This is a genomic window from Streptomyces sp. NPDC030840 (assembly GCF_055572015.1).
Window position 1 is genome coordinate 122,311 of the sequence record NZ_JBVIEE010000008.1, and the last position, 24,612, is coordinate 146,922.

19 protein-coding genes are annotated in these 24,612 nt (G+C 72.4%); all 19 read right to left on the minus strand.

Annotation, left to right across the window (positions count from 1 at the left end; all coding sequences use genetic code 11):
• Nucleotides 1–4: 4 nt before the first annotated feature.
• The 19 genes from ACZ49J_RS19345 to ACZ49J_RS19435 are packed head-to-tail and all read right to left on the minus strand — an operon-like array spanning nucleotide 5 to nucleotide 24,612.
• Nucleotides 5–556, minus strand: a complete 552-nt coding sequence (locus ACZ49J_RS19345; protein ID WP_467449428.1) for a dTDP-4-dehydrorhamnose 3,5-epimerase family protein — start codon at nucleotides 554–556, stop codon at nucleotides 5–7.
• Nucleotides 553–1,785, minus strand: a complete 1,233-nt coding sequence (locus ACZ49J_RS19350) for a polysaccharide pyruvyl transferase family protein (protein ID WP_467449430.1) — start codon at nucleotides 1,783–1,785, stop codon at nucleotides 553–555. Before ACZ49J_RS19350 ends, ACZ49J_RS19345 begins: the two co-directional genes overlap by 4 nt.
• On the minus strand, nucleotides 1,782–2,729 hold the full coding sequence (locus ACZ49J_RS19355; protein ID WP_467449433.1) for a glycosyltransferase family 2 protein: 948 nt from the start codon (nucleotides 2,727–2,729) through the stop codon (nucleotides 1,782–1,784). The genes ACZ49J_RS19350 and ACZ49J_RS19355 overlap by 4 nt, the downstream gene beginning before the upstream one ends.
• Nucleotides 2,726–4,033, minus strand: coding sequence for a hypothetical protein (locus ACZ49J_RS19360; RefSeq protein ID WP_467449434.1), 1,308 nt, complete (start codon nucleotides 4,031–4,033; stop codon nucleotides 2,726–2,728). Before ACZ49J_RS19360 ends, ACZ49J_RS19355 begins: the two co-directional genes overlap by 4 nt.
• The gene (locus ACZ49J_RS19365) at nucleotides 4,030–5,313 is read right to left on the minus strand and encodes a DUF4910 domain-containing protein (RefSeq protein ID WP_467449436.1); all 1,284 of its coding nucleotides are present in this window, start codon (nucleotides 5,311–5,313) and stop codon (nucleotides 4,030–4,032) included. Before ACZ49J_RS19365 ends, ACZ49J_RS19360 begins: the two co-directional genes overlap by 4 nt.
• On the minus strand, nucleotides 5,301–6,326 hold the full coding sequence (locus tag ACZ49J_RS19370) for an NAD-dependent epimerase/dehydratase family protein (RefSeq protein ID WP_467449437.1): 1,026 nt from the start codon (nucleotides 6,324–6,326) through the stop codon (nucleotides 5,301–5,303). Before ACZ49J_RS19370 ends, ACZ49J_RS19365 begins: the two co-directional genes overlap by 13 nt.
• Nucleotides 6,327–6,329: 3 nt before the next feature.
• Nucleotides 6,330–6,977 (minus strand): PIG-L deacetylase family protein, encoded by a 648-nt coding sequence (locus tag ACZ49J_RS19375; RefSeq protein ID WP_467449438.1) that lies wholly within the window; start codon nucleotides 6,975–6,977, stop codon nucleotides 6,330–6,332.
• Nucleotides 6,974–7,768 carry a glycosyltransferase family protein gene (locus tag ACZ49J_RS19380; RefSeq protein ID WP_467449439.1) on the minus strand — a complete coding sequence of 265 codons (795 nt, stop codon included), beginning with the start codon at nucleotides 7,766–7,768 and terminating at the stop codon, nucleotides 6,974–6,976. Before ACZ49J_RS19380 ends, ACZ49J_RS19375 begins: the two co-directional genes overlap by 4 nt.
• Nucleotides 7,765–9,015 (minus strand): class I SAM-dependent methyltransferase, encoded by a 1,251-nt coding sequence (locus ACZ49J_RS19385; protein ID WP_467449441.1) that lies wholly within the window; start codon nucleotides 9,013–9,015, stop codon nucleotides 7,765–7,767. The genes ACZ49J_RS19380 and ACZ49J_RS19385 overlap by 4 nt, the downstream gene beginning before the upstream one ends.
• The gene (locus ACZ49J_RS19390) at nucleotides 9,012–10,256 is read right to left on the minus strand and encodes a glycosyltransferase (protein WP_467449442.1); all 1,245 of its coding nucleotides are present in this window, start codon (nucleotides 10,254–10,256) and stop codon (nucleotides 9,012–9,014) included. Before ACZ49J_RS19390 ends, ACZ49J_RS19385 begins: the two co-directional genes overlap by 4 nt.
• Nucleotides 10,257–10,258: 2 nt before the next feature.
• On the minus strand, nucleotides 10,259–11,491 hold the full coding sequence (locus tag ACZ49J_RS19395) for an O-antigen ligase domain-containing protein (RefSeq protein WP_467449444.1): 1,233 nt from the start codon (nucleotides 11,489–11,491) through the stop codon (nucleotides 10,259–10,261).
• Nucleotide 11,492: 1 nt separating this feature from the next.
• Nucleotides 11,493–13,013, minus strand: coding sequence for a right-handed parallel beta-helix repeat-containing protein (locus ACZ49J_RS19400; RefSeq protein WP_467449445.1), 1,521 nt, complete (start codon nucleotides 13,011–13,013; stop codon nucleotides 11,493–11,495).
• Entirely contained in the window at nucleotides 13,004–14,986 is a 1,983-nt protein-coding gene (locus tag ACZ49J_RS19405; protein ID WP_467449447.1) for an alginate lyase family protein, read from the minus strand. Before ACZ49J_RS19405 ends, ACZ49J_RS19400 begins: the two co-directional genes overlap by 10 nt.
• Nucleotides 14,983–17,175: a bi-domain-containing oxidoreductase gene (locus ACZ49J_RS19410; RefSeq protein ID WP_467449449.1), complete on the minus strand. Its 2,193-nt coding sequence runs from the start codon at nucleotides 17,173–17,175 to the stop codon at nucleotides 14,983–14,985. The genes ACZ49J_RS19405 and ACZ49J_RS19410 overlap by 4 nt, the downstream gene beginning before the upstream one ends.
• A 16-nt stretch (nucleotides 17,176–17,191) precedes the next feature.
• Nucleotides 17,192–19,126: an asparagine synthase (glutamine-hydrolyzing) gene (gene asnB / locus ACZ49J_RS19415; protein WP_467449450.1), complete on the minus strand. Its 1,935-nt coding sequence runs from the start codon at nucleotides 19,124–19,126 to the stop codon at nucleotides 17,192–17,194.
• Nucleotides 19,127–19,129: 3 nt separating this feature from the next.
• A complete protein-coding gene (locus ACZ49J_RS19420; RefSeq protein WP_467449451.1) occupies nucleotides 19,130–20,674 on the minus strand; it encodes a Wzz/FepE/Etk N-terminal domain-containing protein in 1,545 nt (514 codons plus the stop codon).
• Nucleotides 20,675–20,676: 2 nt separating this feature from the next.
• Complete coding sequence (locus ACZ49J_RS19425) at nucleotides 20,677–22,044, minus strand: YveK family protein (RefSeq protein WP_467449453.1); 1,368 nt, start codon at nucleotides 22,042–22,044, stop codon at nucleotides 20,677–20,679.
• Nucleotides 22,041–23,306 carry a glycosyltransferase family 4 protein gene (locus tag ACZ49J_RS19430; protein WP_467449455.1) on the minus strand — a complete coding sequence of 422 codons (1,266 nt, stop codon included), beginning with the start codon at nucleotides 23,304–23,306 and terminating at the stop codon, nucleotides 22,041–22,043. The genes ACZ49J_RS19425 and ACZ49J_RS19430 overlap by 4 nt, the downstream gene beginning before the upstream one ends.
• On the minus strand, nucleotides 23,296–24,612 hold the full coding sequence (locus ACZ49J_RS19435) for a nucleotide sugar dehydrogenase (protein ID WP_467449456.1): 1,317 nt from the start codon (nucleotides 24,610–24,612) through the stop codon (nucleotides 23,296–23,298). The genes ACZ49J_RS19430 and ACZ49J_RS19435 overlap by 11 nt, the downstream gene beginning before the upstream one ends.

Below are 24,612 nucleotides of genomic sequence, written 5' to 3' on the forward strand. Positions count from 1 at the left end.
GACCTCAGCTCTCTCTGCGCTTCAGGACCTCGGCGAGGCTCGGCGCCTCCCGGTCCCGCTGGGACATCGATGTGACCGGCAGCGGCCAGGGGATGGCGAGCTCCGGGTCGTCGAAGGCGATCGTCACGTCCTCGGCCGGATCGTGCGGGCGGTCGATCCGGTACGAGGTGTCGGCGGTTTCCGTCAGCGCCTGGAAGCCGTGCGCGCATCCCGCCGGGATGTACAGGGTCGTCTGCGTCTCGCCGGACAGCTCGAAGAAGGCCCGGCCCAGGTAGGTCGGCGAGTCCGGCCGCAGGTCCACGACGACGTCGAAGACGCGCCCGTACGAGCAGCGCACCAGCTTGGCCTCGCCGGCGCCGGAGCGCAGGTGCAGGCCGCGCACCACGCCCCGGACCGAACGGGACAGGCTGTCCTGGACGAAGGCGTCCGGGTCGAGGCCCACCGAGCGGACCACGTCGGCGTCGAAGGTGCGACAGAAGAAGCCGCGCTCGTCGGCGTACGGCGTCGCCTCGAACAGGTATGCGCCGGCGATCGCCGGGACATGGGTCGCTTTCATGGAGTCTCCTGCCGAGTGCGGGCGTGGGCCTGGGCGTGGCCGATCGCCGGGAACAGGGCCGCGGTCAACCGGGTGAACTGCTCCTGGAGTTGCCGGGCGGCGACCAGGTTGCGCTCGGCGAGGGTCCGGCGCAGGTCGTCCGATCGCTTCTCCAGCGCCCGGAACTGCTCCAGCAGCCGCTCGGCGTCGACTTCCCGAGCCGGGTGGCAGTACGCGCCAAGGCCCATCCGGGCCATCAGCGCGTCGCTCTTCGCCGCATAGCTGAGTGCGAGCGTCGGGGTGCCGGTTCTCAGCGCGCAGACCAGGTTGTGGTACCTGGTCGCCACCACGGAGTCGGCAGCCGCCATCTCCTCCATCAGGTCGGCCAGCGAGGCCGCCTCGGCGGCGGTGACCAGCGGCGAGTCCACCGCGTCGAGGATCGCGGCGACCACCGGCGCGTCGCACGCGTCGCCGGTGAGCAGCCGGACCGGCCTGCCCTCCTCGACCAGCGCGCGGACGAACCGGGTCGTCCCGTCGAGGTAGCGGCGGTGGATCTCCTCGGCCCGGGCGCGGTCGTCGTTGCCGCCGTGGAAGTCCATGACGCCGACGCAGACCGGGCCCGGCGAGTTGGAGGGCGCGCTCGTCGGTGGCGCCGGCAGGGCGAACGCGAGGTCCGGGTAGACCTCGTCGCGCGCGGTGTCCACGCCCATCGCCCGCATCGCGTCGCGGGACAGGTCGTCCCGGTACGACCGGTACGCGGCCAGCTGCGCCGACCAGCGCACCAGGGCCCGGGTCGGCCGGTCGCTGATCGCGTCCGCGCCGACGCCGACCAGCGCGACCCGGGTGCGCAGCACCCGGCCGCTCGCGCACAGCAGGAACAGCGAGTACGGGAAACCCCACGGCCGCAGCGGCAGCGTGGCCTCCAGGACGCCCATGCCCGGCACGACCACCACGTCGTGCCGGCGCACCCAGGCGGCGGTGCGGACGACGTCGATGAGTTTGCCCAGGCCCTTGGCCGCGATCGCGCCCGCACGTGACGCCGTCCGGTACTCCCCGCGGTTCCAGTGCAGCCGCGTCGCGGGGATCCCGAACCGGGCCGTGACGGACTCGGGTCCGCCGCACAGCGCGTCCACGACCGCCTCCGGGTGCTCGGCGCGGAGGTAGCCGAGCACGGCTTCGAGCGACCCGTCGTTGCCGAGGTTGCCGGAGCCGAGCAGACCGAACACCCCGACGCGTGTCGCCGTCCTCATGCCCGCCGCCCCTCACGGCCCGCGACGAGGGCGTCGACGGAGACGTCGAACTTGGCCGGGTCGACCGGGGCGCGGTCCTCGACCCGCTCGCCGGCGCCCGGCCGGGCCCGGCTGGTCATCCATGCGGCGAGGTGGCGGTAGCACGCGCGCCGGTCGGCCGAGGACAGCGGAGCCCGCCGGATCGCCGAGACGAAGCCCCCGACGTACTCGGCGAGCAGCCGGGGCGTCGGGTGCAGCACGCCCGCCCGGCGCGGATCCAGGTTGACGCACCGGGAGCGCTTGGACGGGTTCGCCCGCTCGGCGCGGGTGGGGTGGTCGCGGCGGAAGTACAGCAGCTCCGGCACCTGGTGGAAGGGCCCGTGCAGGCCGATCTCGGCGACGAACGTCCGGTCCGCGTGGTGGTAGCTGTCGTGCGGCTTGACCCGGCGCAGCACGTCGGCCCGCATCACCCCGTAGAAGTCGTCGCCGCCGGGCTCGAACAGCATGCTGCGGAAACGCTCCGGCGCGTGCGGCGAGGCGGTGGCGAGCGTGTACTCGTACGGGACCTTCACCTTCCCGTCCTCGTCGATGACCGCCTGGTCGGCGTGCGCGAGGATCACATGGGGCCGCTCGTCCAGCGCCTCCACACAGCGCCGCAGCAGGTCCCGTGCGTACAGGTCGTCGTGCGAGGCCCACTTGAACAGCTCGCCGTGGCACTCGGTGAACACGTAGTTGTGGTTCGGAGCGGCGCCGATGTTCCGGGGCAGCCGGATGTACCGGACGCGCGAGTCCTGAGCCGCGTACTTGCGGCAGATGTCCTGGGTCCCGTCGGTCGAGGCGTTGTCCGAGATGACCAGCTCGAAGTCCTCGTACGTCTGCCCGAGCAGGGCGTCGAGCGACTCGGCCAGGTACTCCTCGCCGTTGTACACGGGCAGGCCGATGCTCAGCCGGGGATGGGCGGTCATGGCGTCCTCACTTCGGGGATGGGGTTCGGGTGGCGCTCGCGCAGGGCGGAGCGCAGGTGCAGCCACCACACGGCCGAACCGCTGACGGTCGCGGCGGCGACACCCCAGGCCGAGCCGACCGTGCCGGCCACGGCCGCCCCGCCGAGCCCGCCGCCGACGTAGCAGGCGGAGGCGAACAACTGGGAGCGCAGGCTGCGCCGGGCCGCGCCGAGCGCGCGCAGCCCGGCCGCCGCGCCGGTGCCGAGGCCGGCGCCCGCGACCCCGAGGGTGACCGGCACGATGAGCTGGGCGGCGGAGTGCCAGACGTCTCCGAGCAGGAGTTCGCCGAGCCGGTCTGTCAGCAGCAGCAGTGCCGCACCCCAGACCAGCGCGGCGGCGGCCTGCCCGCCGCCCAGCAGGAGACAGAACCTGCCGAGGCGGTGCGGGGCCCGCCGCAGCACCCGTGCCGCCTCCGGGACGGTGACCAGCGAAAGACCCATCAGCACGGCGAGGAACGGGCCGAGCAGGAGCTCGGCGCCCCGTACCGCGCCCACCGCGCCGACCCCGACGATCGCGCCGAGCCCGTAGGCCCGCAGCTGGCTCGCGCCGCTGAGGCTGACGTTCTCGACCAGGTAGCGGTAACCGAGATCGCGCTGTTCGCGCAGCCACGCGCGCGCCCGGGTCACCCGGGGCCGGATGCCGGACTGGAGGCAGCCGTACCCCGCGGCCACCGTGGCGGACGCGCCCCAGGCGAGCAGATACGCGGCCACGCTGCCCACGCGCGCCGCCACGACCATGGCCGGGACGAGCGCGACGCCCCACACGACGTCGTTGACGAACGCCTTCCGCCCGGCTCCGGCGGCGAAGAACGCGAACCGCCACGCGTCCTGCAGCAGCAGCCCCGGCAGCATGACGCCGAGGCAGGCGAACGCGGGCCCCACGCGGCCGCCGAGACCGAGCCCGGCCACCAGGCAGACCGCGCCGATGGCGGAGCCGACGCCGAGTGCGGTACCGGTCGACCGGGCCACCGCGCCGCGCCAGGACGCGTCCGGCACGCCGCTGAAGCGCACCGTGAGCGGATCGGTGGCGAGGCCGCGGGAGACGTTGAGCACCACGCCGTAGGTCACCCAGGCCAGACTGAAGATGCCGAACGCGGTCACCCCCAGTGAGCGGGCCACGAAGATGCCCACCACGAAGTTGGACATGCTGGAGACCGCCTGGTCGGCCAGTCCCCAGGACAGCCGGCCCACGAGGGCCCGCTTGGCTGACCCGGCCGGTGGCGCCGTTGTCGGCGGATCCTCCCTGTCGCTGGTCATCGGCGTCATGCCTTGATCAGCCCGGCGCCGTGCAGGGCTCCGGCCGCGGCGGCGACGGCGTCGAACGGCAGCCCGGACCGCTCGGCGACGTCCAGCAGACTGTGCTCGCCGTCGGACAGGTTGAGCACCCAGAGCATGGCCATCTGGGCCTGCTTGGTGTCGCTGCGGCCGCCGAGCGCGTCGTACAGCCCACGCCGGCCCAACTGCGGTTCGCCGTAAGGGCTGAGGTTCAGGTACCGCCGGTTGCGGTCGAGCACGGCGAACGCCTCGCGGCAGACGGCGAGCGTGTCCGCCATCGCCTCCGGGGAGACGAAGTCCAGGTTGTCCGCCGAGGTGTGGTACTCGGGGTAGCCCGCGTACGGGGTACGGGTGAGCGAGCCCACGCCGAGATTGAACCCGGGCGAGCAGAACTGCCGCTCGTCGTAGCCGTACGGAGTGAACTCGGTGACGCGGTGCGGGCGTTCGGAGGCCGTCAGGACGTGCCGCATCACCCGGTCGATCTCCGCGTCGCCTCGCCTGCTCTGCTTGTACGTCAGGTGCCCCGGGTCTCCGGCGCAGGCCAGCACCAGCCCGTGCTTGACCCGTTCCACCCGATCCGCGTTGCGGGCCAGCCAGGTGATCGCCCCGATGGTGCCGGGCGCGAACAGGAACCGGTAGGTGTAGTACGGCGTCCGCTCCGCCAGCGACCGGGCCAGGAACGCCGCCACCGCGATGCCGGCCAGATTGTCGTTGGCCAGCGACGGGTGGCAGACGTGACAGGAGACGATCACCTCGTCGGGGACCTGCCCGGGGACCACGTGCTCGGCGTAGGTGAGGTGGCCGTCGGCGAGGGTGGAGTCGACGCACACCTCGTACTCGCCGTCCGGCATCGCGTCCAGGGTCTCCTGGGCCAGGCAGAACCCCCATTCCGGCTTGTAGTAACTGGTGCGGTACGGCACCCAGGACGGGTGGTCCGGCAGGGTGTGCAGGTGCTCACGCAGCTCGGCCAGCGGCATGGTCGCCGACACCGGCACGCTGTAGCCGAGCACGTGCAGGCTGGACGCGGCGAAGTCGACGACCCGGCGGCCGGCGGCGTCGGCGATGTACGCGTCCCGGATGTTCCACTCCTGCGGCACCGTCCAGTCGAGCACCTGCGTCCCGGTCGGCACCTCGTGCGTCTGCAGCGGGATGTACTCGCCGACGATGTCCAGGGTGGCGCGCACGCCATCGCCGGTGATGCTCCGGCAGAACGGGTACAGCCGCTCCACCAGCGCGTACATCTCCTCGCCGATCGCGGTCACGGGCGCCACCGCAGGGTGTCGTCGACCGCGCCGGACTCGGACGCCGCGCGCAGCACGGCGAGGCGGGTGAAACGCCGCTCGAAGTCCTCCCGGGTCAGCCCGTGTTTCCGGTAGGCGTCGGCGAGTTCGAGCGCGCCCTGCTTCACCGTCCACTCGCAGTCGAAGCCGGGCACCGCGGCGCGGAACCGGGAGAAGTCCACCCGGTACGACCGCGGATCGGCGCCGGTCTCGCCCGTGATCACCACCTTCGCGCCGGACACCGCCTCGGCGACCTGCGCGGCGATCTCGGCGACCGTGACGTTGTTCATCTCGCTGCCGATGTTGAACGCCCGGTCGTGCACCGCTTCCCGGGGCGCGGTCAGCGCGGCCGTGAAGGCCCGCGCGATGTCGGCGGCGTGCACCAGCGGGCGCCAGGGGGTGCCGTCGGAGAGCACCAGGACCTCGCCGGACAGCAGCGCGTGACCCACCAGGTTGTTCAGCACGATGTCGGCGCGCAGCCGGGGGGAGTAGCCGAAGGCGGTGGCGTTGCGCATGAACACCGGGGTGAAGTCGCCGTCGGCCAGCGCGTGCAGGTCGTCCTCCACCCGCACCTTGGACTCCGCGTACGGGGTCACCGGGCGCAGCGGGGCGTCCTCACCCACCAGGTCGTCGCCGCCGGCGGCGCCGTAGACCGAGCACGTCGACGCGTACAGGAAGCGCCGCACTCCGGCGTCGTGGGCCAGCCGGGCAAGCCGCACGGACGCGTGGTGGTTGATGTCGTAGGTGAGCTCCGGCGCCAGCGACCCCAGCGGGTCGTTGGACAGCGCGGCCAGGTGGATCACGGCGTCCACCCCGGCCACGTGGTCGGCCGTGACGTCGCGCAGGTCCACCCGGTGCCCCTGCGGGTCCGCGGGTTTCGGGCCGAGGACGCAGTCGGCGAACAGGCCGGAGTCGAGGCCGACGACCTCGTGTCCGGCGGCCTTGAGGACCGGGGCCATCACGGTGCCCAGGTAGCCCTGGTGTCCGGTCAGCAGTACGCGCAAGGTTCAACCCCCCAGGTTGAGCATGAGTTTGGTGACGGCGAACGCCTCGGCGTAGCGCTCGTGGCATTCGATACCGCGGATCCGGGCAAGGCCGAGGAAGGCCTCCCGGTCGTACCAGGGCCGGTGCCGCTGCGAGGGATAGTGCTCCTGCAGCAGCCGCACCTTCCGCTCGGCGATCTCCGGCGGCAGCGGCTGGTACGCCGCCGGCCGGCCGAGATCGCCGTCCCACTTGACGATCTCGTAGCCGAGCACGAGGTGGTCGCGGAACGCGGTCGGTACCAGCTGCGCCAGGCCGCGGTGGTCCTGGTGCGCGTCATCGGTACGGGGGGCCAGCACGAGATCCGGATCGGTCCGCGTCCGCAGCTCCTCGACCGCGGCCTTGGCCTCCTCCCAGTGCGCGGGCATCCGGCCGTCCGGCAGCTTGAGCACGGTCAGCCGCAGGTCGGCGCCCGGGCAGAAGGCGGTGAGCGCGGCCTGCTCCTCCTGCTCCCGCTCGGTGCCACCGCCGGAGAGCACCAGCGCGTCGACACGGATACCCGGCCGGGCGAGACACAACGTCAGCAGCGTGCCGCCGGCGCCGATCGCGATGTCGTCGCAGTGCGCGCCCACCGCGACGATCCGCTCCGGGCGCCCGGCCCCGAGCCGGATCACGCGGTCCTCACCGCGGAGTCCCGCTCCCACACGGCCCACGGCCGGTCGCCCCGGGCGTAGGCCTCGTCGAGCGCGGCCCGCTCCTTCACGGTGTCGGTGGGCTTCCAGAAGCCGCGGTGCTGGTGCGCCACCAGCCGGCCCCGCTTGGCCAGTTGGGCGCACCCGTCGGCGACCAGGTCCCCGTTCTCCGGGATGTGGTCGAAGACCTCCTGGCGGAGCACGAAGTAGCCGCCGTTCTCCCACAGCGGCAGTTCGCTCACCGCGGTGATGCCCCCCACCAGGCCGTCCTCGCCCAGGTCCACGCAGTGGAACGAGGACTGCGGCGGCACCACCATCATCGACGCGCCGGCGTCGCGCCGGGCGAAGTTCTCGATCATCTCCGGCAGCGGCGCGTCGGTGAGCACGTCGGCGTAGTTGGCGAGGAACATCTCGTCGCCGTCGAGGTGGTGCCGCACCCGGCGCAGCCGCTCCCCGATCGGTGACTCGATGCCGGTCTGCGCGAACGTGATCGTCCAGTCCGAGATGTCGGTGGACAGCAGCTCGGTCCGCCCGCCCCGCAGCACGAAGTCGTTGGACGTCGTCTCCTCGTAGGTGAGGAAGAAGTCCTTGATGTGGTGGGCGCCGTAGCCGAGGCACAGGATGAACTCCGTGTGCCCGAAGTGCGCGTAGTAGCGCATCACGTGCCAGATCAGCGGGCGCGGCCCGACCATCGCCATCGGCTTGGGTACGTCGTCGCCGGCACCGTTGCGCATCCGCATCCCGTAACCGCCGCAGAACAGAACGACCTTCATGCTGTGACCTCTCGGGACGCGACCTCGACAACGCTCAGTTCCGGGATGGGGAAGACCAGCCGGCCGCCCCAGTCGTGGACGAAGGACAGCTGCTCGACCAGCTCGGCCCGCAGGTTCCACGGGAGGACGAGGACGTAGTCCGGTTTGTCGGCGGCTATCTGCTCCGGCGGCAGGATCGGGATGCGGGTGCCCGGGGTGAACCTGCCGTGCTTGTAGGGGTTGCGGTCGACCGTGTAGGGGAGCAGGTCGGGCCGGATGCCGCAGTGGTTGAGCAGGGTGTTGCCCTTGCCCGGGGCGCCGTAGCCGACGACCGTCTCGCCGCGCTCGGCCGCCTCGATGAGGAACCGCAGCAGATCCCGGCGCACCTTGGCAACCCGGGCGGAGAACTCGGTGTACCCGGACAGCTCCTGCAGCCCGGCGGCCTTCTCCCGGGCCAGCACGTCGGCCACCTGCTGCGTCGGTTCGCCGGCCACCTCGGCCGGGCGGGCCCACAGCCGGATGGAGCCGCCGTGCGTGGGCAGCAACTCGACGTCCACGAGCGTGAGTCCGCCGCTCGCGAGGGCCCGTATCGCGGAGGCGACCGTGTAGTACTGGAAGTGCTCGTGGTAGATCGTGTCGTACTGGTTCTCCTCGATCAGGGTCAGCAGGTGCTGCACCTCGATGGAGACCCAGCCGTCGTCGGCGACCAGGGCGCGCAGCCCCCGGGTGAAGCCGACCACGTCGGGGATGTGCGCGTACACGTTGTTGGCCACGACCAGGTCCGCCGGGCCGTGCTCTTCGCGGACGGCGGCGCCGGTGTCCGGGCTCAGGAACTCCGTGAGCGTGGGCACACCCGCGTCCCGCGCCGCGGCGCCGACGTTCACCGACGGCTCGATGCCCAGGCAGCGGATCTCCCGGTCCACCACGTGCCTCAGCAGATACCCGTCGTTGCTCGCGACCTCGACCACGAAGGAGTCGGGGCCGAGACCCACCCGCTGTACGGCGTCGGCGACGAACGTGCGCGCGTGCTCCACCCAGGAGGTCGAGTAGGACGAGAAGTACGCGTACTCCTTGAACGTCTCCTCCGGCGTGATCAGCGGAGGTATCTGTGCCAGCCAGCAGTCGGTGCAGACCCGCAGGTGCAGCGGGTACGCCGGCTCCGGCTGGTCCAGTCGGTCCGCGGCGAGAAAGCTCTCACACGGCGGGGTCGCCCCCAGATCGACGACGCTCGCCAGCGCCGCCGAGCCGCAGAGTCGGCATCGTGTCATCTACTGTCCCCATCCCCCCTGCTCGCGCGGGTGTCCCCGCCGCGAGCCAGTGCTGACCGCCCCGCGATCGCGGTGCGGTACTCCTCCACCAGGCGCTCAAGGCCGACGGCCGGGCTGAAACCCCGCTCGTAACGGCGCCGGGCCGCCTGGCCCATCTCCCGGTTGCGGGCCGGCTCGGCCGCGATCCGGCGTATGCAGGACGCGAGCGAGGCGGGCTCGCCCGGCCGGTGCAGCAGCCCGGTCACCCCGTCCTCGACGAGTTCGACGAAGGAGCCGTGGCCGGCGGCCACGACGGGGACCCCCGCCGCCATCGCCTCCGCGACCACCAGTCCGAACGTCTCCAGGGCCACCGAGGGAGCCACCACGGCGACCGACCGCGCGACGGCCTTCCGGCACTCCTCCGGGTCGAGCAGGCCGGCGTACCGCACGTCGTCCCGGCCCGCCGCCCACGCGGTCACCTCTCGCTCCAGTGGTCCCGAGCCGGCGAGCACGAGCGGCACGCCCACACCGCCGGCCGCGGCGACGTCGTCCCACGCGGCCATGAGCAGCCGCACGCCCTTGGCCTCGGCGAGCCGGCCGAGAAAGAGCAGATGCTCGCCGTCGCCGGCTCGGCAGGCGCCCGGGTCGGGTACGAAGTTGTGCTTCACCGCCAGCCGCTCGGGCGGCATGCCGGACCGCACCAGGACGTCGCGCTGCGCCGCGGAGATGCAGAGGAACCGCTCCACGCCGGACCACCACCGCCGCCGGTTGACCGACAGGCTGACCGCGAGCGGCACCGTCGCCAGCCGGGAGTTCCGGTAGCAGCCGTGCCGGACGGCGGGCAGCGGCGCCGCCGACCCGACGCACTCGGTGCACACCCGGCCCTCCCGCTGCAGGGTGCCGGGCGGGCAGACCTGGGTGTAGTTGTGCAGCGTGGCGACGGCGGGCACGCCGGCGTCGGCGCAGGCGGCCAGCACCGCGGGCGACAGGAGCGGGAAGACGTTGTGGACGTGCACCACGTCCGGCCGCTCGGCGCGGAGCAGGGCGGCCAGTTCCGTGCGGACCGCCGGGTTCCACGGCACGAGGAGCGGCACGGCGACCTTGCCGAGCAGGGACCGGCCGGCGATGTCGTCGCTGCGCCGCTCGAACACGTCGACCCGGTGGCCGGCCGCGCGCAGCAGCCCCACCTCCTCATCGACGACCCTGTTCTCCCCGCTCGGCTGCGCCGAGGAGTAGCGGTTGTGCACCACGAGGACGTGCATGGTCAGGTCACCTCCCGGTCCCGGGCCCAGCGCGGGACACGTTGTCGGGGGACAGGGGGCGTCGGGAGGGGCGTTTCCGCGGCAGGTGCCGCCAGCAGCGAGGCGGCCAGGGCCAGATGCAGCAGATACGGTGAGGCGTCGCCCAGCCCGGCCTCGGTGTACGACGAGAGCGCGACGTAGCTGATCAGGAAGATCGCGCAGGCCCGGGGCAGCGACGGCGGCCGCAGCAGCGCGACGCCACCCAGCACGATGATGATCGCCGCCACGAGGGCGACCCCGATCAGACCCTGCTCGTGGTAAACGGCCAGCCAGCTGTTGTCGATCGGCAGCCCGTCGAACGACTTGTCGCTCAGGCCCGTGCCCAGCAACTTCTCCGGGCCCGTCCGCGGCGCCGCCAGCAGGGCGTCCCAGACCTTGGCCCGGCCGGTGAGACTGGTGAAGTACTCCTGCGTCTGCCCGCGCAGGAACCACGCCCGCAGCGCGGAGGCGAACCCCACCGCGGCCACCGTGGAGACCAGCACCGCCCAGGCGAAGAACCGGCGGGCGGCGGCGCTGGTCAGAACGAGCGAGCCGATCGCCAGCGTCAACCCGACGAGCAGGCCGACCGTGGCCGTCCGCGTATGGGTCAACGCGAGCAGCACGAGTGAGGGCACGATGATCACGGCCGCGCTCCTCCCGTCGGTCCGGCGGCCCAGCAGGAGCAGCACGGTGAGCCCGATGATCACCGCGGCGTACTGTCCGATCTGCGGCGGGGTGAGCGGCCACAACGCGCCGACCAGCCGCCCGCCGTAGAGCTCGGGCATGGCCGCGCCCGGCGAGACGACCAGGCCCGCGGTCACCAGCGCGAGCACCGCGAAGTACATCCGGATGTGGTAGCGGACGAACGTCAGGCTGCCGTCCCACCAGCGGCTGAGGAGCCACAGGGTCCCGACGAAGAGGGCCAGCCGGGCGCAGCGGAACAGCGCGCCGAACCCGGAATCCAGGTCCGCGCTGGAGATCACGCTCGGCACCAGCAGCAGGGTGAGCAGGAACACGAAGGCGCTGGGCCGGATGCGCAGCCGGAGATTGAGCGAGAGCGCCAGCGCGAACGCGGCGACCAGCGCGCCCATGGTGGCCATCTGGATGAGGGAGCGGGGCAGCGGGACGATGGTCCTCGCCCCGGCGGAGCCGAGCGTGTTGAGGCCGAGCAGCGCCCAGGCGATTCCGACGGCCTTCGGTGTGGGGTTCCCGTCCATCTCAATCACCGTCCCGCCGGACGAGCGTGCTGCCCGCGTCCTGTCGGTACGGCGTGCCACGCCACTGTGCGAAGTCGAGCTTCTTGCTCTGGTCGTCGGCGGTGAAGCTCCATGGCCCGCGGTAGACGTTGTCGTACCAGCGGTTGTCCTGCTTGTGGGTGATCGCATCGGCCACCCGCCGGCCCTTGTACGGCGACCAGTCCGGATACGTGCCGTAGTTGGACAGCACCGCCATGCGGCCGCACTCCGCCGTGCACCGGACGACGGACGGGTCCAGCACGAAGCGGTTGCCGTGGATGTCCACCCGCTTGGTCCTCCACCGGCAGTCGGCGTAGAGCGGCGCGGTGGTGATCGCCGGCCGCGCGCAGCGGTCGGTGTCCTTCACCAGCAACGTGCAGTAACCCGTAGAGGTGTTGGCCGGGCTGTTGCAGAACCGGTCGGCGTTCTCCCACAGGGTGATCCCGGACCAGTTGTTCTCCAGCACGTTCCGGTAGATCTCGATCTTGTCGGTGCGGGCCCGGATCCGCGGTTCGCCGCCGGACTCGGACACGTAGATGGTCGCGAACGGGAAGGTGTCGCCGCGGCCGGCTTCTCTGCGGCCCTCGACCCAGTTGTTCCGCCGGATCCGGTTGTTCCGGATGACCGCGTTGTAGCTGGTCTCGTAGATCAGCGCGGAACCGTCGTTGGCCTCGAGCAGGTTGTTCTCGATGCGGAAGTCGTTGTTGTTGTTGTCCGCCCACAACCCGGCTCCGCGGTTGTCGTGCACCCAGTTGCCGCGTACGTCGGCACCGTTGACGGCCCAGAACTTGACGCCTCCGGTGCAGCCGCAGCCCGGCCGCCGGCGCTCCCAGTCGTCGGTGTTGTTGCCCGTGATCTCGTTGCCCTCGACCACCAGGCCGCGGATGGAGTCACCGGTCTTGTACGCGTTCATTCCGTACTGCCCGTTGCCGCGCAGGCAGCTGGCGCGGACCTGCTGGCGGGCACCGGCCATCAGCCCGGCGCCGGAGTTGTACTGGATCTTCGCGTGCTCGATCACCCACCCGTCGGCCATGTCGTGGTTGACCACGCCCTCGTCGTGCGGCGCGACGAAACGCTGCACGGTCAGGTGGCGGATGGTGACGCCCTGGGCGGTGCCGCCGAACGCGTACTGGTTGGTCCTTCGGCCGTCGAGCACCGCACCCGGCGCGCCGAGGTAGCGGTTCCCCTCCTTGGGGACGACCTGGGCGTAGCGGTCCGGGTCGAGCCTGTGCGTGCCCGGTCGAAGCCAGAACGTGGTGTTCGGGGGGCTGCTCTCGGTCTTCGCGGCCAGGTCACCGACCACCTCGGGGTCGACCGTCACCGCGCCCGCCGGCGCCTTCGCGGGCCCGGCCGCGGGCTTGGCGCACACCCGGGCCACGGACGTGGACGGCGCGGTGGTCGACTTCGGCCGCGCGCCCGGCGTGCTCTCGCAGCCGGTCGCCGCCAGCAGGGCCAGCGCCAGCGGTGCCGCCGGCCACGCCCAGTGCCGCCTGTTCAACCCCACACATCCCCCTGGCCGCGGAACCTGAGTACGGTCGTGAACTCCTCCACGCCGTCGGCGAAGCCGGTGCCGACCAGCGTGGTGGTGGGTTCCCTGCGCCCGAAGCCGGCGGAGTACCAGCCCAGCGGCGGGTCGCTCTCGCCGCGATGCGCCCGCCAGCTCAGCTGCCCGGGCAGGTCGAGCACCGCGGAGCGGTCCTCACCGTCGCGGGTCCAGGTGAGCACGGCCCGGTTCCCCACCAGGTCCGCGGAGACCGCGGGCCCGAGGTGGAACGCCAGGCGCGCGGTCCGGCGCGAACTGCGCTGGCCGCGCACCTCGTCGACCACCCGCAGCTCCTGGCTCGCGGCGGTCAGCTCCACCCGGCGGCGGTGCACGGCCGGCTGGTAGCCGTCGTGCTCGGCGCACCAGCGGGCCACACCCGCGTCGGAGGTGTCCGCGACCAGGACGCGGCTCCTGGCATGCCGGGTCCACAGGAACGGGCCGCCGGAGACGGACTGGTCACCGCCGTCCAGCTGCAGGGTGTTGTGGCCGAGGGTCGACCGGAAGTACTGCCGCCACTCGGGCTGCCCGTGATAGCAGTACGTCCCCGGGTCGGCGAGCACGTCGACCCCGTCGTGCCGGACCTCCACGGACAGCGCGTCCGCGTGGGCGTGCGCGGCGATGGACAGGAACCCGTGCGGACCACCGTCGCAGCGGCACCAGATCTCTCCCGTTTTCCCCGGACCGCGCAGGATGGTCGTGCCCGCGTCGGCGAAGTGAGCCGGCCGGCTTGCCGGGCGGGACACGGCAGGGACTGTCCGGGGCCGGACGAGCGCGGCCAGCAGCGGGGTGCGCACATCGGTGCCGGTCACCGCCGGCCACCAGTCGAGCCGGCCGAACACGGCGTCCCCGGTGGTCAGCAGCGAGGCCCAGCGGTCGGTGCCCGCGCCGTCCACGACCAGACCGTGCCCGTCGTCCGCGTCCCCCTGGCGCGGCGGCCGCAGCCGGCTGTCCACGACGGCCGCGAGCGCGTCGGTCATCCGCAGCAGCACCAGCCGGACCGACGCGGGGACCGGCACGCCCGCGGCATCCGCCTCGGCCACCGCGGCCAGGCCGAGCTCCAGCACCAGCCCGTGGTACTCGGTGGCCAGCTCGCGGTTGAGGCCACTGGGGAAGGTGTTGCCGCGCAGATGCCGCTCCAGCAACCGCAGCGCGTCGGCCCGCCAACGCGCCGAGGAGGGGAACCACCCGAACGCGCAGGCCGCGGCGAACTGCCCGGCGGCCTCGGCGATGACGTGGTTGTTCGCCGACGACCCCCGGCTGGGGAAGGCGGCCAGCCAGCGCTGGTGGTGCCAGATCTGTTTCAGCGCCACCGGGTTGCCTTCGAACAGCCCGGCCGCGCCCGGCCAGCCGTCGAGCAGCCGGCGGATCCACACCCAGGACAGCAGCCGGATGCCCAGCTCGATGCCGCTGACCCAGTGCACGCCGCGCAGCGGTGGGTTGACCACCCACCACGACCTCAGGTGCTCGGCCACGCGCTCGGCGTACCGCTCGTCGCCGGTGATCGCGTAGGCGGCGGCGAGCTGGGTGAGGTACTGGTGCCGGGACGGCTCCCAGATCTGCTTGATGTCCCCGACCGCGTCCTCGTTCCGGTACGGCACGTCGAAGGCGTAGCCTGCCGGAGCCCGGCGCCCGGTCTTCGGGTCGTACCACCAGTCCGGGTCGGCCAGGTCGTCGCGGTCCACCCCGAAGTACTCGGCGTGCCCGGCCATCAGCCGGTCCGCCTCGGCGAGGAGACGTTTCGCGGCGTCCGGTGGCACCGCGGCGATCGTCCCCGCGGGCAGTACGGCGGTGAACCGTGCGCCGGTCACGCTCGGGCAGTCCGGCGGCGCCGACCGCCACCGCCGCCTGCGCACCGTGTCGCCCACCCGGCCGGCGACCTCCCGCGGCCCCATCCGGGACAGCCGCCGCAGGTACCAGCCCGCGCTCATGGTCATCGGGCCCTCGCCAACGTCACCGGCGCGCCGCTCGCCAGGCCGGTCTGCACGGCGAGGGTGGCCGCGGTGGTGGCGACGAGCGACTGAAGCGGCACGGGCATCGGCCCGCCGGTCCGCACGGCCTTGACGAACGCGGCCAGTTCGGCGTTCTGCCCCTTGTCCCGGGCCTTGGGCAGCCGCGAACTGACCCACCGCTTGCGGCCGTACACCGAAGCACGGACGAAGTCGTCGAGCCGCAGCACCCTGCCGTCCGCGAGGAGGTCGAGCGTCTCCTTGGGGAAGCCGGGCGCGCCGGTGGTGACGTAGCTGATGGTGGCGGTGGACCCGTCCGGGTAGCGCAGCACGACCTGCAGGTCCTCGTTGCCGGACGTGGCGACCGCGTACACCGATACCGGGTCGGCCTCGAGCAGCCAGCTCGCCGTGTCGATGAAGTGCCCGCCCTCGCCGGCGAACCGCGAGCCCTCGCTGCCCTGCTGGAGGTACCAGCTGCCGTGATCGAGCCGGCCCGCGTTGACCAGGTAGCGCAGGCTCGCCGGACCGGTCCGGGCGCCGAACTGCTTCCTGGCCTCCTGCAGCAGCGGCGCGAACCGGCGGTTGAAGCCCACCTGCAGCCGGTCGTTGCCGGACTCCTCCACCGCGGCGAGCACGCCGGCCAGCTCGTCCTCGGTGAGCGCCAACGGCTTCTCCACGAACACGGCCTTGCCGGCCAGCAGCGCCTTCCTGGTCAGATCGGCGTGCGAGCTGTGCCGGGTGACCACGAACACCGCGTCGATGGACGTGTCGCCGAGCACGGCGTCGAGATCGGTGGTCGCCTCGTCGAAGCCGAACTTCCGTTTCGCGTTGGCCGCCGACAGCGCCGTCGTGGTGACGACCGTCGACAACGTCACGCCGTCGCGCTGCGCCAGGTGCGGCAGCAGCATCGACGTCGCGTAGTTGCCCGCGCCGACGAACGCCAGCCGCACCGGCGACTTGGCACCCCGGGCCGGGGTGGGCACCGCGCCGCTGGGCCGCTTCACCGCGGGCACCACCACCGCCGGGGCCGCCGCCTCCTCCGTTTCCCCCGCGTGTCCGGGGTAGCGGAACAGTACGGCCACGGCCTTCAGTTCACCGTCCTTGAGGCGCTGGTACGTCTCCACGGCGTCATCGAAGTCGGCGATGTGGGAGATCAGCGGCTCCACGTCGACGCGGCCGAGGGCGAGGAGATCGAGGAAGCACGCCAGGTTGCGGCGCTCGGTCCAGCGCACGTAGCCGATCGGGTAGTCCCGCCCCTGAAGCTCGTACTCCGGGTCGTAGCGCCCGGGACCGTAACTGCGGGAGAACCGGACGTCCAGCTCTTTCTCGTAGTACGCGTTCCACGGCAGGTCCAGGCGGCACTTGCCGATGTCGACGACCCGGCCGCGGTCCCGGCAGAGCCGGGCGGCCAGCTCGACGGGCTCGTTGCTGCCGCCGCCGGCGGCCAGGTACACCTGGTCCACGCCGTGACCGCCGGTCAGTTCGGCGACGGAAGCCTCCACGGCCGCGGACGCGGGATCGCCGCAGGCCGCGGCACCCAGGCGCTCGGCGAGCTCGCAGCGCGCCGGGTCGGGGTCGACCCCGACGACACGGACGCCCGAGGCGGCGAGGAGCTGCACGACCAGCTGCCCGATCAGCCCGAGGCCGATGACCAGGGCCACCTCGCCGAGCTGTGACGCGCCCTGGCGGACGCCCTGCAGCGCGATCGACCCCACGGTGCCGAAGGCCGCGTGCCGCGGGGCGAGGCCGTCCGGCACCGGGGTGTACAGGTTCTTCGGCACCCAGTTCAGCTCGGCGTGCAGCGCGTGCTCGTTGCCGGCGCAGGCCACGAGGTCGCCGACCTTCACGTCGTCGATCCCGGCGCCGACCTGCTCGACCACCCCGCACAACGAGTAGCCCAGCGGCGTGTAGGAGTCCAGCTTGCCCATCACCTTGCGGTAGGTGGCGGGCACCCCGTTGGTGGCGACGCTCTGCATGACCTTGGCCACCTGGTCCGGCCGGGAGCGGGCCTTGCCCAGCATCGACATGCCGGCCTCGGAGACCTTCATGAGCTCGGTCCCGGTGGAGATCAGCGAGTAGGCGCTGCGGACCAGCACACCGCCCGGCTTGCACCCCGGCACCGGCACGTCGAGAACCGCCAGCTCGCCGCTCTTGTAGTTCTGTACTACCTGTTTCACCGAAGTCCTCTTGTCTCTACGCCGTCAGGGGAGCGTTCTGGCCGGCCCCGGAGGTCGCGCCGCGATACCAGTGCTCCAGGGTCAGCACGTGCCACAGATGCTTGGAGAAGTCCCGCTGCCCGGCGGCGTCCTCGGCGACCATCCGCGCCAGCGCGTCGCGGCGCAGGAACCCGGAACGGACGAGCTCGCCGTCGTTGACCACCTCGCGCACCAGCGGTGCCAGATCCCGGCTCATCCAGGCGCGCAGCGGGGCGCTGAACAGGCCCTTGGGCCGGTACACGATCTCCCGGGGCAGGATCGAGGTGGCCGCCTCCTTGAGGACGGCCTTGCCCTGACGTCCGGCGATCTTGCGTTCACCGGGCACGGCGAACGCCGCCTTCACCACCTCGACGTCCACGTACGGCACCCGCACCTCGGTCGACGCGGCCATGCTGGAGCGGTCCGTGTACGTGAGGTTCAGGCCCGGCAGGAACATCCGGGCGTCGCCCAGGCACATGCGGTTGACGAAGTCGTCGAGGTCGTTGTCCTCGTAGGTGTCCGCGTGCTCGGTCAGCACGTCGTCGACCGCCCGGGCCAGGTCCGGATCGACCAGGGCGAGCAGCTCGTCCCGGTCGTACATGGTGTAGCTGCGCCGGAACGCGGTCTCCTCCGGCAGATCGGCGAAGGAGAGGAACCGCTTCGCGAACCGCACCGACCGGTACCCCCGGCGGCTCGTCGCGACCGGCAGCCGGTCCACGGCCGCGGACACCCCGCGCCGCAGAGGCCGGGGCACGCGCTGGTAGCGCAGCGCGATCAGGTTGGCCAGGTGCTTGCGGTACCCGGCGAACAGTTCGTCGGCGCCCATCCCCGAGAGCATCACCTTGACCCCGGCCTCCCGGGCGGCCGTACAGATCAGGAACGTGTTGATCGCGGCTGGGTCGCCGATCGGCTCGTCCAGGTGGTACGTCATCCGCGGCAGCAGGTCGAGCACGTTCGGGGCGATCTCGATCTCGTGCAGGTCGACGCCGAACCGCTCGGCCACCCGCCGGGCGTAGCGCAGGTCGTCCGGCATCGCCTCGAACCTGGCGTCCTCGGCGCGGAATCCGATCGTGTAGGCGGAGATCCCGGGCTGGTGGCGGGCCGCCAGCGCGGTCAGGTAGCTGGAGTCGAGGCCGCCCGAGAGGAAGGTCGCCACCGGTACGTCGGAGAGCAGGTGGCGCCGGGTCGACTCCTCCACGAGGGCGGCGATGTCCGGCCGCTCGCCGGACCGGGCCCGCTCGCGGCCCTCGGCGGCGACGTCCTTCAGGTTCCAGAACCGGCCGCGCTCCACCCGGCCGTCGGGCCGGACCTTCAGCCAGCTGCCCGGCGGCAGCTTCTCCGCCTCGCGGAACGCGCACCGTGAGTCCGGCACCCAGTAGTACAGCAGCGAGGCCACCAGCGCCGCGTGGTCCACCTCCAGCTTCCCACCGGTCGCGGTGGCGAGCGCCTTGAGCTCGGAGGCGAACACCAGACCCTCGCCGCGCCGCAGCAGGAACAGCGGCTTGATGCCCAGCTGGTCGCGGGCGAGCACCAGCTCACCGGTCCGCTCGTCGAAGACCCCGAACGCGAACATGCCGCGCAGCCGGGGCAGGCAGTCCGTGCCCCAGCGCCGCCAGGCCTCGAGCAGCACCTCGGTGTCGGAGGTGCCGCGGAAGCGCACCCCGGCGGCTGCCAGCTCGGCACGCAGCTCGGGCGCGTTGTACAGCTCGCCGTTGTACGTCAGGACGAGGCCGCCCGAGACCATCGGCTGTGCGCCGGTCTCGGACAGGTCGATGATGGCCAGCCGGCGGTGCCCGAGGTGCACCTCGCCGTCACCGGCGGGGTGGCTGTACCGGCCCGCCCCGTCCGGACCGCGGTGGGCGAGGGTCTCGGTGAGCCGGTCGGTCACGGCCTTCCCGTCCGGCCATCGGTACGTACCTGCGATGCCACACATGTCCTACCGCGCCTCCTGGTCGCTGTCCGGGACTCGTACGGCCGGCCGTGAACGCCGCTCCGTCCGCAGCCCGCCGTCCCCCACCGCCTGAACGGCGTGGGAGGTACCCCCACCGTTCTGCCGGGCGAGCCGCTCGTAGTGGCCGCGCAGCGCGGTGCGCCGCCCGTCCCACAGGGTGCCGTCGGTCCGGTCCCGCGGATCGGGGTCGATCAGCACCACACCGATCACCGGAATGCCCAGGTCCGCGAGCTGCCGCGCCACGGTGTGCAGCCATGCGGCGCTGCCGTGCCCGGCACGCACGACGAGCACGGTCCGGCCACCGAGGAACCTCAGGTCGGTCCACGCCGTGCCGGGCGCGACCGAGCCGACGCCGAGCCGGCGCACCTGAGGCTCCACGGCCGCGGCACGCTCGCCGCTGACCACGGCCGGGTCTCCTGGCTGCTGACGGCGGCGTGCCAGCTGCGGTCCCGGCAGGCCGTCGATGACGACCACCGGGCCCTCCGCCGTCAGTGCCCTGGCGACGTCCAGGGCGATCACGCTCGCACCGCGCGCACAGCCGAGTTCCAGCAGCGACACCGGTTCCACGGAGCCGCTCACGGCGCGGGCCAGGGTCGCGGTGAGCCTGGTCCGTGCCGCCCGGGTCCGCCGGTGCTGCCACCTCCCGGCCGGCCGGCGCAGCTCCGCGATGACCGAGGCGCCCAGGTTCGCCGCGATCTCCCGGCGCAGCACCGGGCGGTCCGCCACCACCGCGCCGACCGCGGCCACCGCGAGCCCGAGGACGAGCCCGAGGACGAGCCCGATCCCGGCGTTGGTGACGGCGGCCCTGGGCAGGGAGTGCCGCACCGCGCGCGGGGCGTCCACGATCTGCGTGCGGGCGATGACCTGGGGCGTGCCGATGCGCGCCTCCTCGGCGCGCTGGTCGAAGTCGGCGATCTTCGACTTGAGCTGGGCCCGGTTGGCGAAGAGCGACTCGAGGTCCGCCGACTCCTTGGGGTCGCTGCCCGGCGTCCGGTTCCCGATCGCCTTGTTGACCTGCGCGAGTTCGTCCCGCAGCCGGTCACGCTGTTCGAGCAGGGCCTTGGCCTCGGCCGTCGCGCCCTCCCGCATCCGCCTCACATGGTCCGCGATGAACGCGTCGGCCAGTGCGGTGGCCCGGGCCACCGCTTCCGCGTCGCTGTCACCTGTCGCATCGATCTGCAGCAGGTTGTTGGTCAGGCCGGTGCCCCGGTAGTCCCGCATGAAGTCCTCCGGCTTCTCCGAGGACTTGAGGGTGCGCAGGGCCTCGCCGGCGATCCGCGTGGTCCGCAACAGCTCGACATCGGTGCGGATCAGCGTGCCGGTGTCGTTCGGCTGGTCCTCCTGATGCGCGACCAGCACCTTGGTCACCGCGGTCGGAGGTGGCGGCAGCAGGACCGCCACCGCCGCGCCGACCAGCAGCCCCAGCAGCGCCAAGGAGCACCAGAGGCGGCGACGCCTGCGCACCGCCACCACCAGCGCCTGCAGGTCCAGGAGCGGAGCGGCGGCCGACGACTCCGCGGTCTTGATCATCGTCACATCGAACCTCTCGTCGCGTGGCCGCGAACCGCGAGCGCGGGAGTGGCGTCCTCCGCAGGAGGGCCGGCAGACCGCGCCGGACGGGCCCGGACCGTGCCGGCGACGACGATGCCGACGATCCCGTGCCCCGCGTCCGCACACGCCTCGGCGATGCCGGTGAGCTCTCCCGCGGTCCGGCTGCCCGCGCTGAGGACGACCAGGGCACCGGACTCGGTGTCGCGGTCCGGTACCAGTGGCCGGGACACCGACGCTCCCACCACCCGCAGCAGCGGATCGCTCCCGGCCTCGGCGACGAGCTGCTCGGCGGCCCGGCGGGCGACCTCGTCATCGTCCGGGACGACGACCAGCAGCCGCCGGGGGGCCGGCAGCTGGTCCCGGAGACGGGCGCACACCCGCTGGTAGCGGATCTGCCTGCCGGCCTCGTCGCCGGACGTGCGCGGCGCCGGGATGTCCCACCGGGTGTCGACGCCCAGCAGCCGGCGGAGCAGGACCCGCGAACCACGGCCTTCCGGCCGGCGCGCGGGCTGTTCACCAGGGACGTCGACGGTACCCAGCAGCGGCGAGCCCAGCGCGGCGGCGATCTCCGGTTCGGTGCGCAGCCGGCGACTCATCCTTGCGGCGGCGAGATGGCCGATGACCGTGAGCAGGAAGAACAGCAGCGCCCCCGCGACGATGAGCTGCACCCTCGTCGGCGGCGCCTCGCCCTCCGGCCGGGCCGCCGACCCCATGACGACCATGGTGGCCTTGTTGTTCGCCGGGTCGGCCTCTTCCAGCTTCTTCATGGCCTCCTGCAGCGCGGTGCGCAACTGCTCCAGCTCGGTGCGCGCCTGCACGCTCTCCACCGTCCGCCCCGGATCGGCCGCTCCGGCCAGTTCGGTGATGCGGCGGTTGGTCTGCGCCACCTTCTTCCGCAGTGCCTCGGACTCCGCCGCCGCGTCGGGGTCGGCGGTGTCGTCCGCGATCCGCGCGGCGTAGGTGACGAACTGCCGGGCCACCTGGTCGGAGAGCCGCTGCGCGCGCTCGGGGGAGTCGGCCGTACCCGAGATCTTGAGGATGTTGCCGTTGGCGGCCTTGGCGCTCACCCGATCCCGCAGCTCGCTGCCACTGACCCCGTTCCAGCCGAGCTCGGCAGCCGCGCGATCGAGTACCACCGAACTGGTCCCGATCTCCGCCTGAGTCAGCAGCTCGCGCTCCTCCCACGCCCCCGGGAGCAGTACCGACGCCGACGTCTTGTAACGCGGCGGGAACACCGAAGAGGCGCCGTAGCCGGCGAGCGCACCCACCACCGCGACGATGGCGAGAAGCCGCCAGCGCCGACGGAAAATCCGCCCGATCGTGACCAGGCGTATCGATTCATCGCTCAACGACGCTGCCTCTTCCCTGTGCGGACCTGGGCGCCCGCGGACAACGGGGCGTGGTCACGGCAGGCAGCGGTGTAGGCGGCGAGGAGCGACGCCTGCGAGTTCCGCCAGGAAAGCTGCCCGCTGATCCGCTCCTGGCCGATCTTGCCCATCCGGGCCCGCTGCTCAGGATCGTCCAGCAGCAGCGCGATGAGCTCGGCGAACCGGGCCTCGTCGTTGGCGGGCGCGTAGACCGCTGCGTCACCGGCTGACACCCGCGCCTCCTTCAGGTCGAACGAGACGATCGGCCGGCCCATCGCCATGTACTCCAGGACCTTGTTCATGGTCGACACGTCGTTGAGCGGATTGCGCGGGTCGGGGGAGAGGCACACGTCCGCGGTGGACAGGTAGCGCACCAGGTCGGCGTCCGGAATGCGCCCGGTGAACTGCACCTGCTCCGAGAGTCCCAGCCGGTGGGACAGCTCCACCATCGCGTCGAAGGCGTCACCGGCGCCGACGAACACCGCGTGCCAGTCGGTCCGCCCGACCTCGTCGCGCAGCTTCGCGAGGGACCGCAGGGCGTAGTCGACGCCGTCCTGAGGGCCCATCACGCCGAGATAGCACAGCAGATGAGGCTTGCCGCGCTTCAACTCCGGCTCGGGCGGTACCGGTTGGAACCGATCGATCTGGGGCGCGCTGCGCACCACGAACACGTCCTCCGGCCGCCGGCCGCCACGGCGCAGCGCGACGTCCCGATAGCTCTCGTTCGTGGCGAGTACGACGTCGGCGGCCCGGTAGGTCAGCCGCTCCAGCGCGCACACGGCGCGGTAGAGCAGATCCTCCCCGCGGCCGAACCGGGAGAGGTACAGCTCGGGTACCAGGTCGTGCTGGTCGAAGACGAACCGCGCGCCGCGCCGCTTCAGCCACAGCGCGGGCAGGAACAGCAGGTCGGGCGGGTTGCAGGCGTGGACCACGTCGACCGGGCCGACCTTGCGGGCCAGCCGGACCGTGTGCCACAACGCCGATCCGTACTCCCGCAGGTAGCCGGCCGGCCCTCCGGTGGCCGCGCGCAACGGGTAGCGGTGGATCCGCACCCCGTCGATCTCCGCCTCCGCCTCCGTGTCCCGTTTAGTTCCCTGGGGGCAGATGACGTGCACCGTCCAGCCCGCGTCGCGCAGCGTCGTGCACTCCTGCCACACCCGCCGGTCGAAGGGCACCGACAGGTTCTCCACCAGGATCAGCGCGCGCCGGTCCGGCCCGTCGCCGCTGGTCGCGTTACCAAGCAAGGCCCATGTACCCCGGTTCGGCCCGGCGCGCCTCGGCGTCGGGAAGGCGGACGAGATCGACAATCACCGGGCCGCCGCCCTGGGGCAGCGCCGACAGCACGGCTGGATCCCTGGTCCCGACCAGGCACACCTCGGCGTGCTCGAGCACCTCGCCGACGGAGTCCGCGAGCAACTGTGCGAGGTGCGGCAGCCGGTTCTCGATGTACTCGCGGTTCGCGCCGAGCAGTCGGGAGAGGCTCACGTTGGCGTCGTAGATCCGCAGGTCGTAACCCTTGCCGAAGAGCCTCTCCGCCAGCTCGACGAGCGGGCTCTCGCGGAGGTCGTCGGTGCCTGGTTTGAAGGACAGCCCGAACAGTCCGACCCGGCGCTTGCCGGTGCGCTCGACCAGGTCAACCGCGCGCTGCAGATGGTCGGAGTTCGAGGGCAGCACGTGGGCGAGGATGGGCACCGAGACATCGGCCCGCTGGGCCGCGTGGACCAGGCTGCGCAGGTCCTTGGGCAGGCAGGAGCCGCCGAAGGCGAAGCCGGGCCGCAGGTAGGCGGGGCTGATGTTCAGCTTGCGGTCGGCCAGGAACACGTCCATCACCTGGTGCGAGTCCACCCCGAGCGCCTGGCACACCGCGCCCAGCTCGTTCGCGAAGCCGATCTTGAGGCCGTGGAACGCGTTGTCCGCGTACTTGATCGCCTCGGCCGTCGGGACCGGCACCCGGAACACCTCGCCGGGCAAGCCGTCGTACAGCGCCATCACCGCGTCGCCGCTGGCCGGGTCGAGCTCGCCGATGACGGTCTTGGGCGGGTCGAAGAAGTCCCGCACGCTCGTGCCCTCGCGCAGGAACTCAGGGTTGACCGCGACCCCTATGTCCACGCCGGCCGTGCCGCCGACGTACTTCTCCAGGATCGGTACCAGCAGGTTCAGGCAGGTGCCCGGGAGCATGGTGCTGCGGAACACGACGGTGTGCCGCCCTCCCCGCTCGGCCAGCGCGGCGCCGATCTGCTCGGTGACCCGTTCCAAGTAGGTGGTGCACAGGCTGCCGTTGGGCTCCGACGGCGTGCCCACGCAGACCAGCGATATCTCGCTGTCCGCGATCGCCTCGCGGACGTCGACGGTGGCGCGCAACGCTCCGGTCCGCACGACCTCGGCGATGAGCTCGCCGATCCGCTCCTCGACCACCGGGGCCTTGCCGTCGTTGACCAGGTCGACCTTCACCTGGTTCACGTCCACCCCGACGACCTCGTGACCCATGCTGGCCAGGCACGCGGCCGACACACAGCCCACGTAGCCGAGCCCGAAAACGCTGACTCTCAT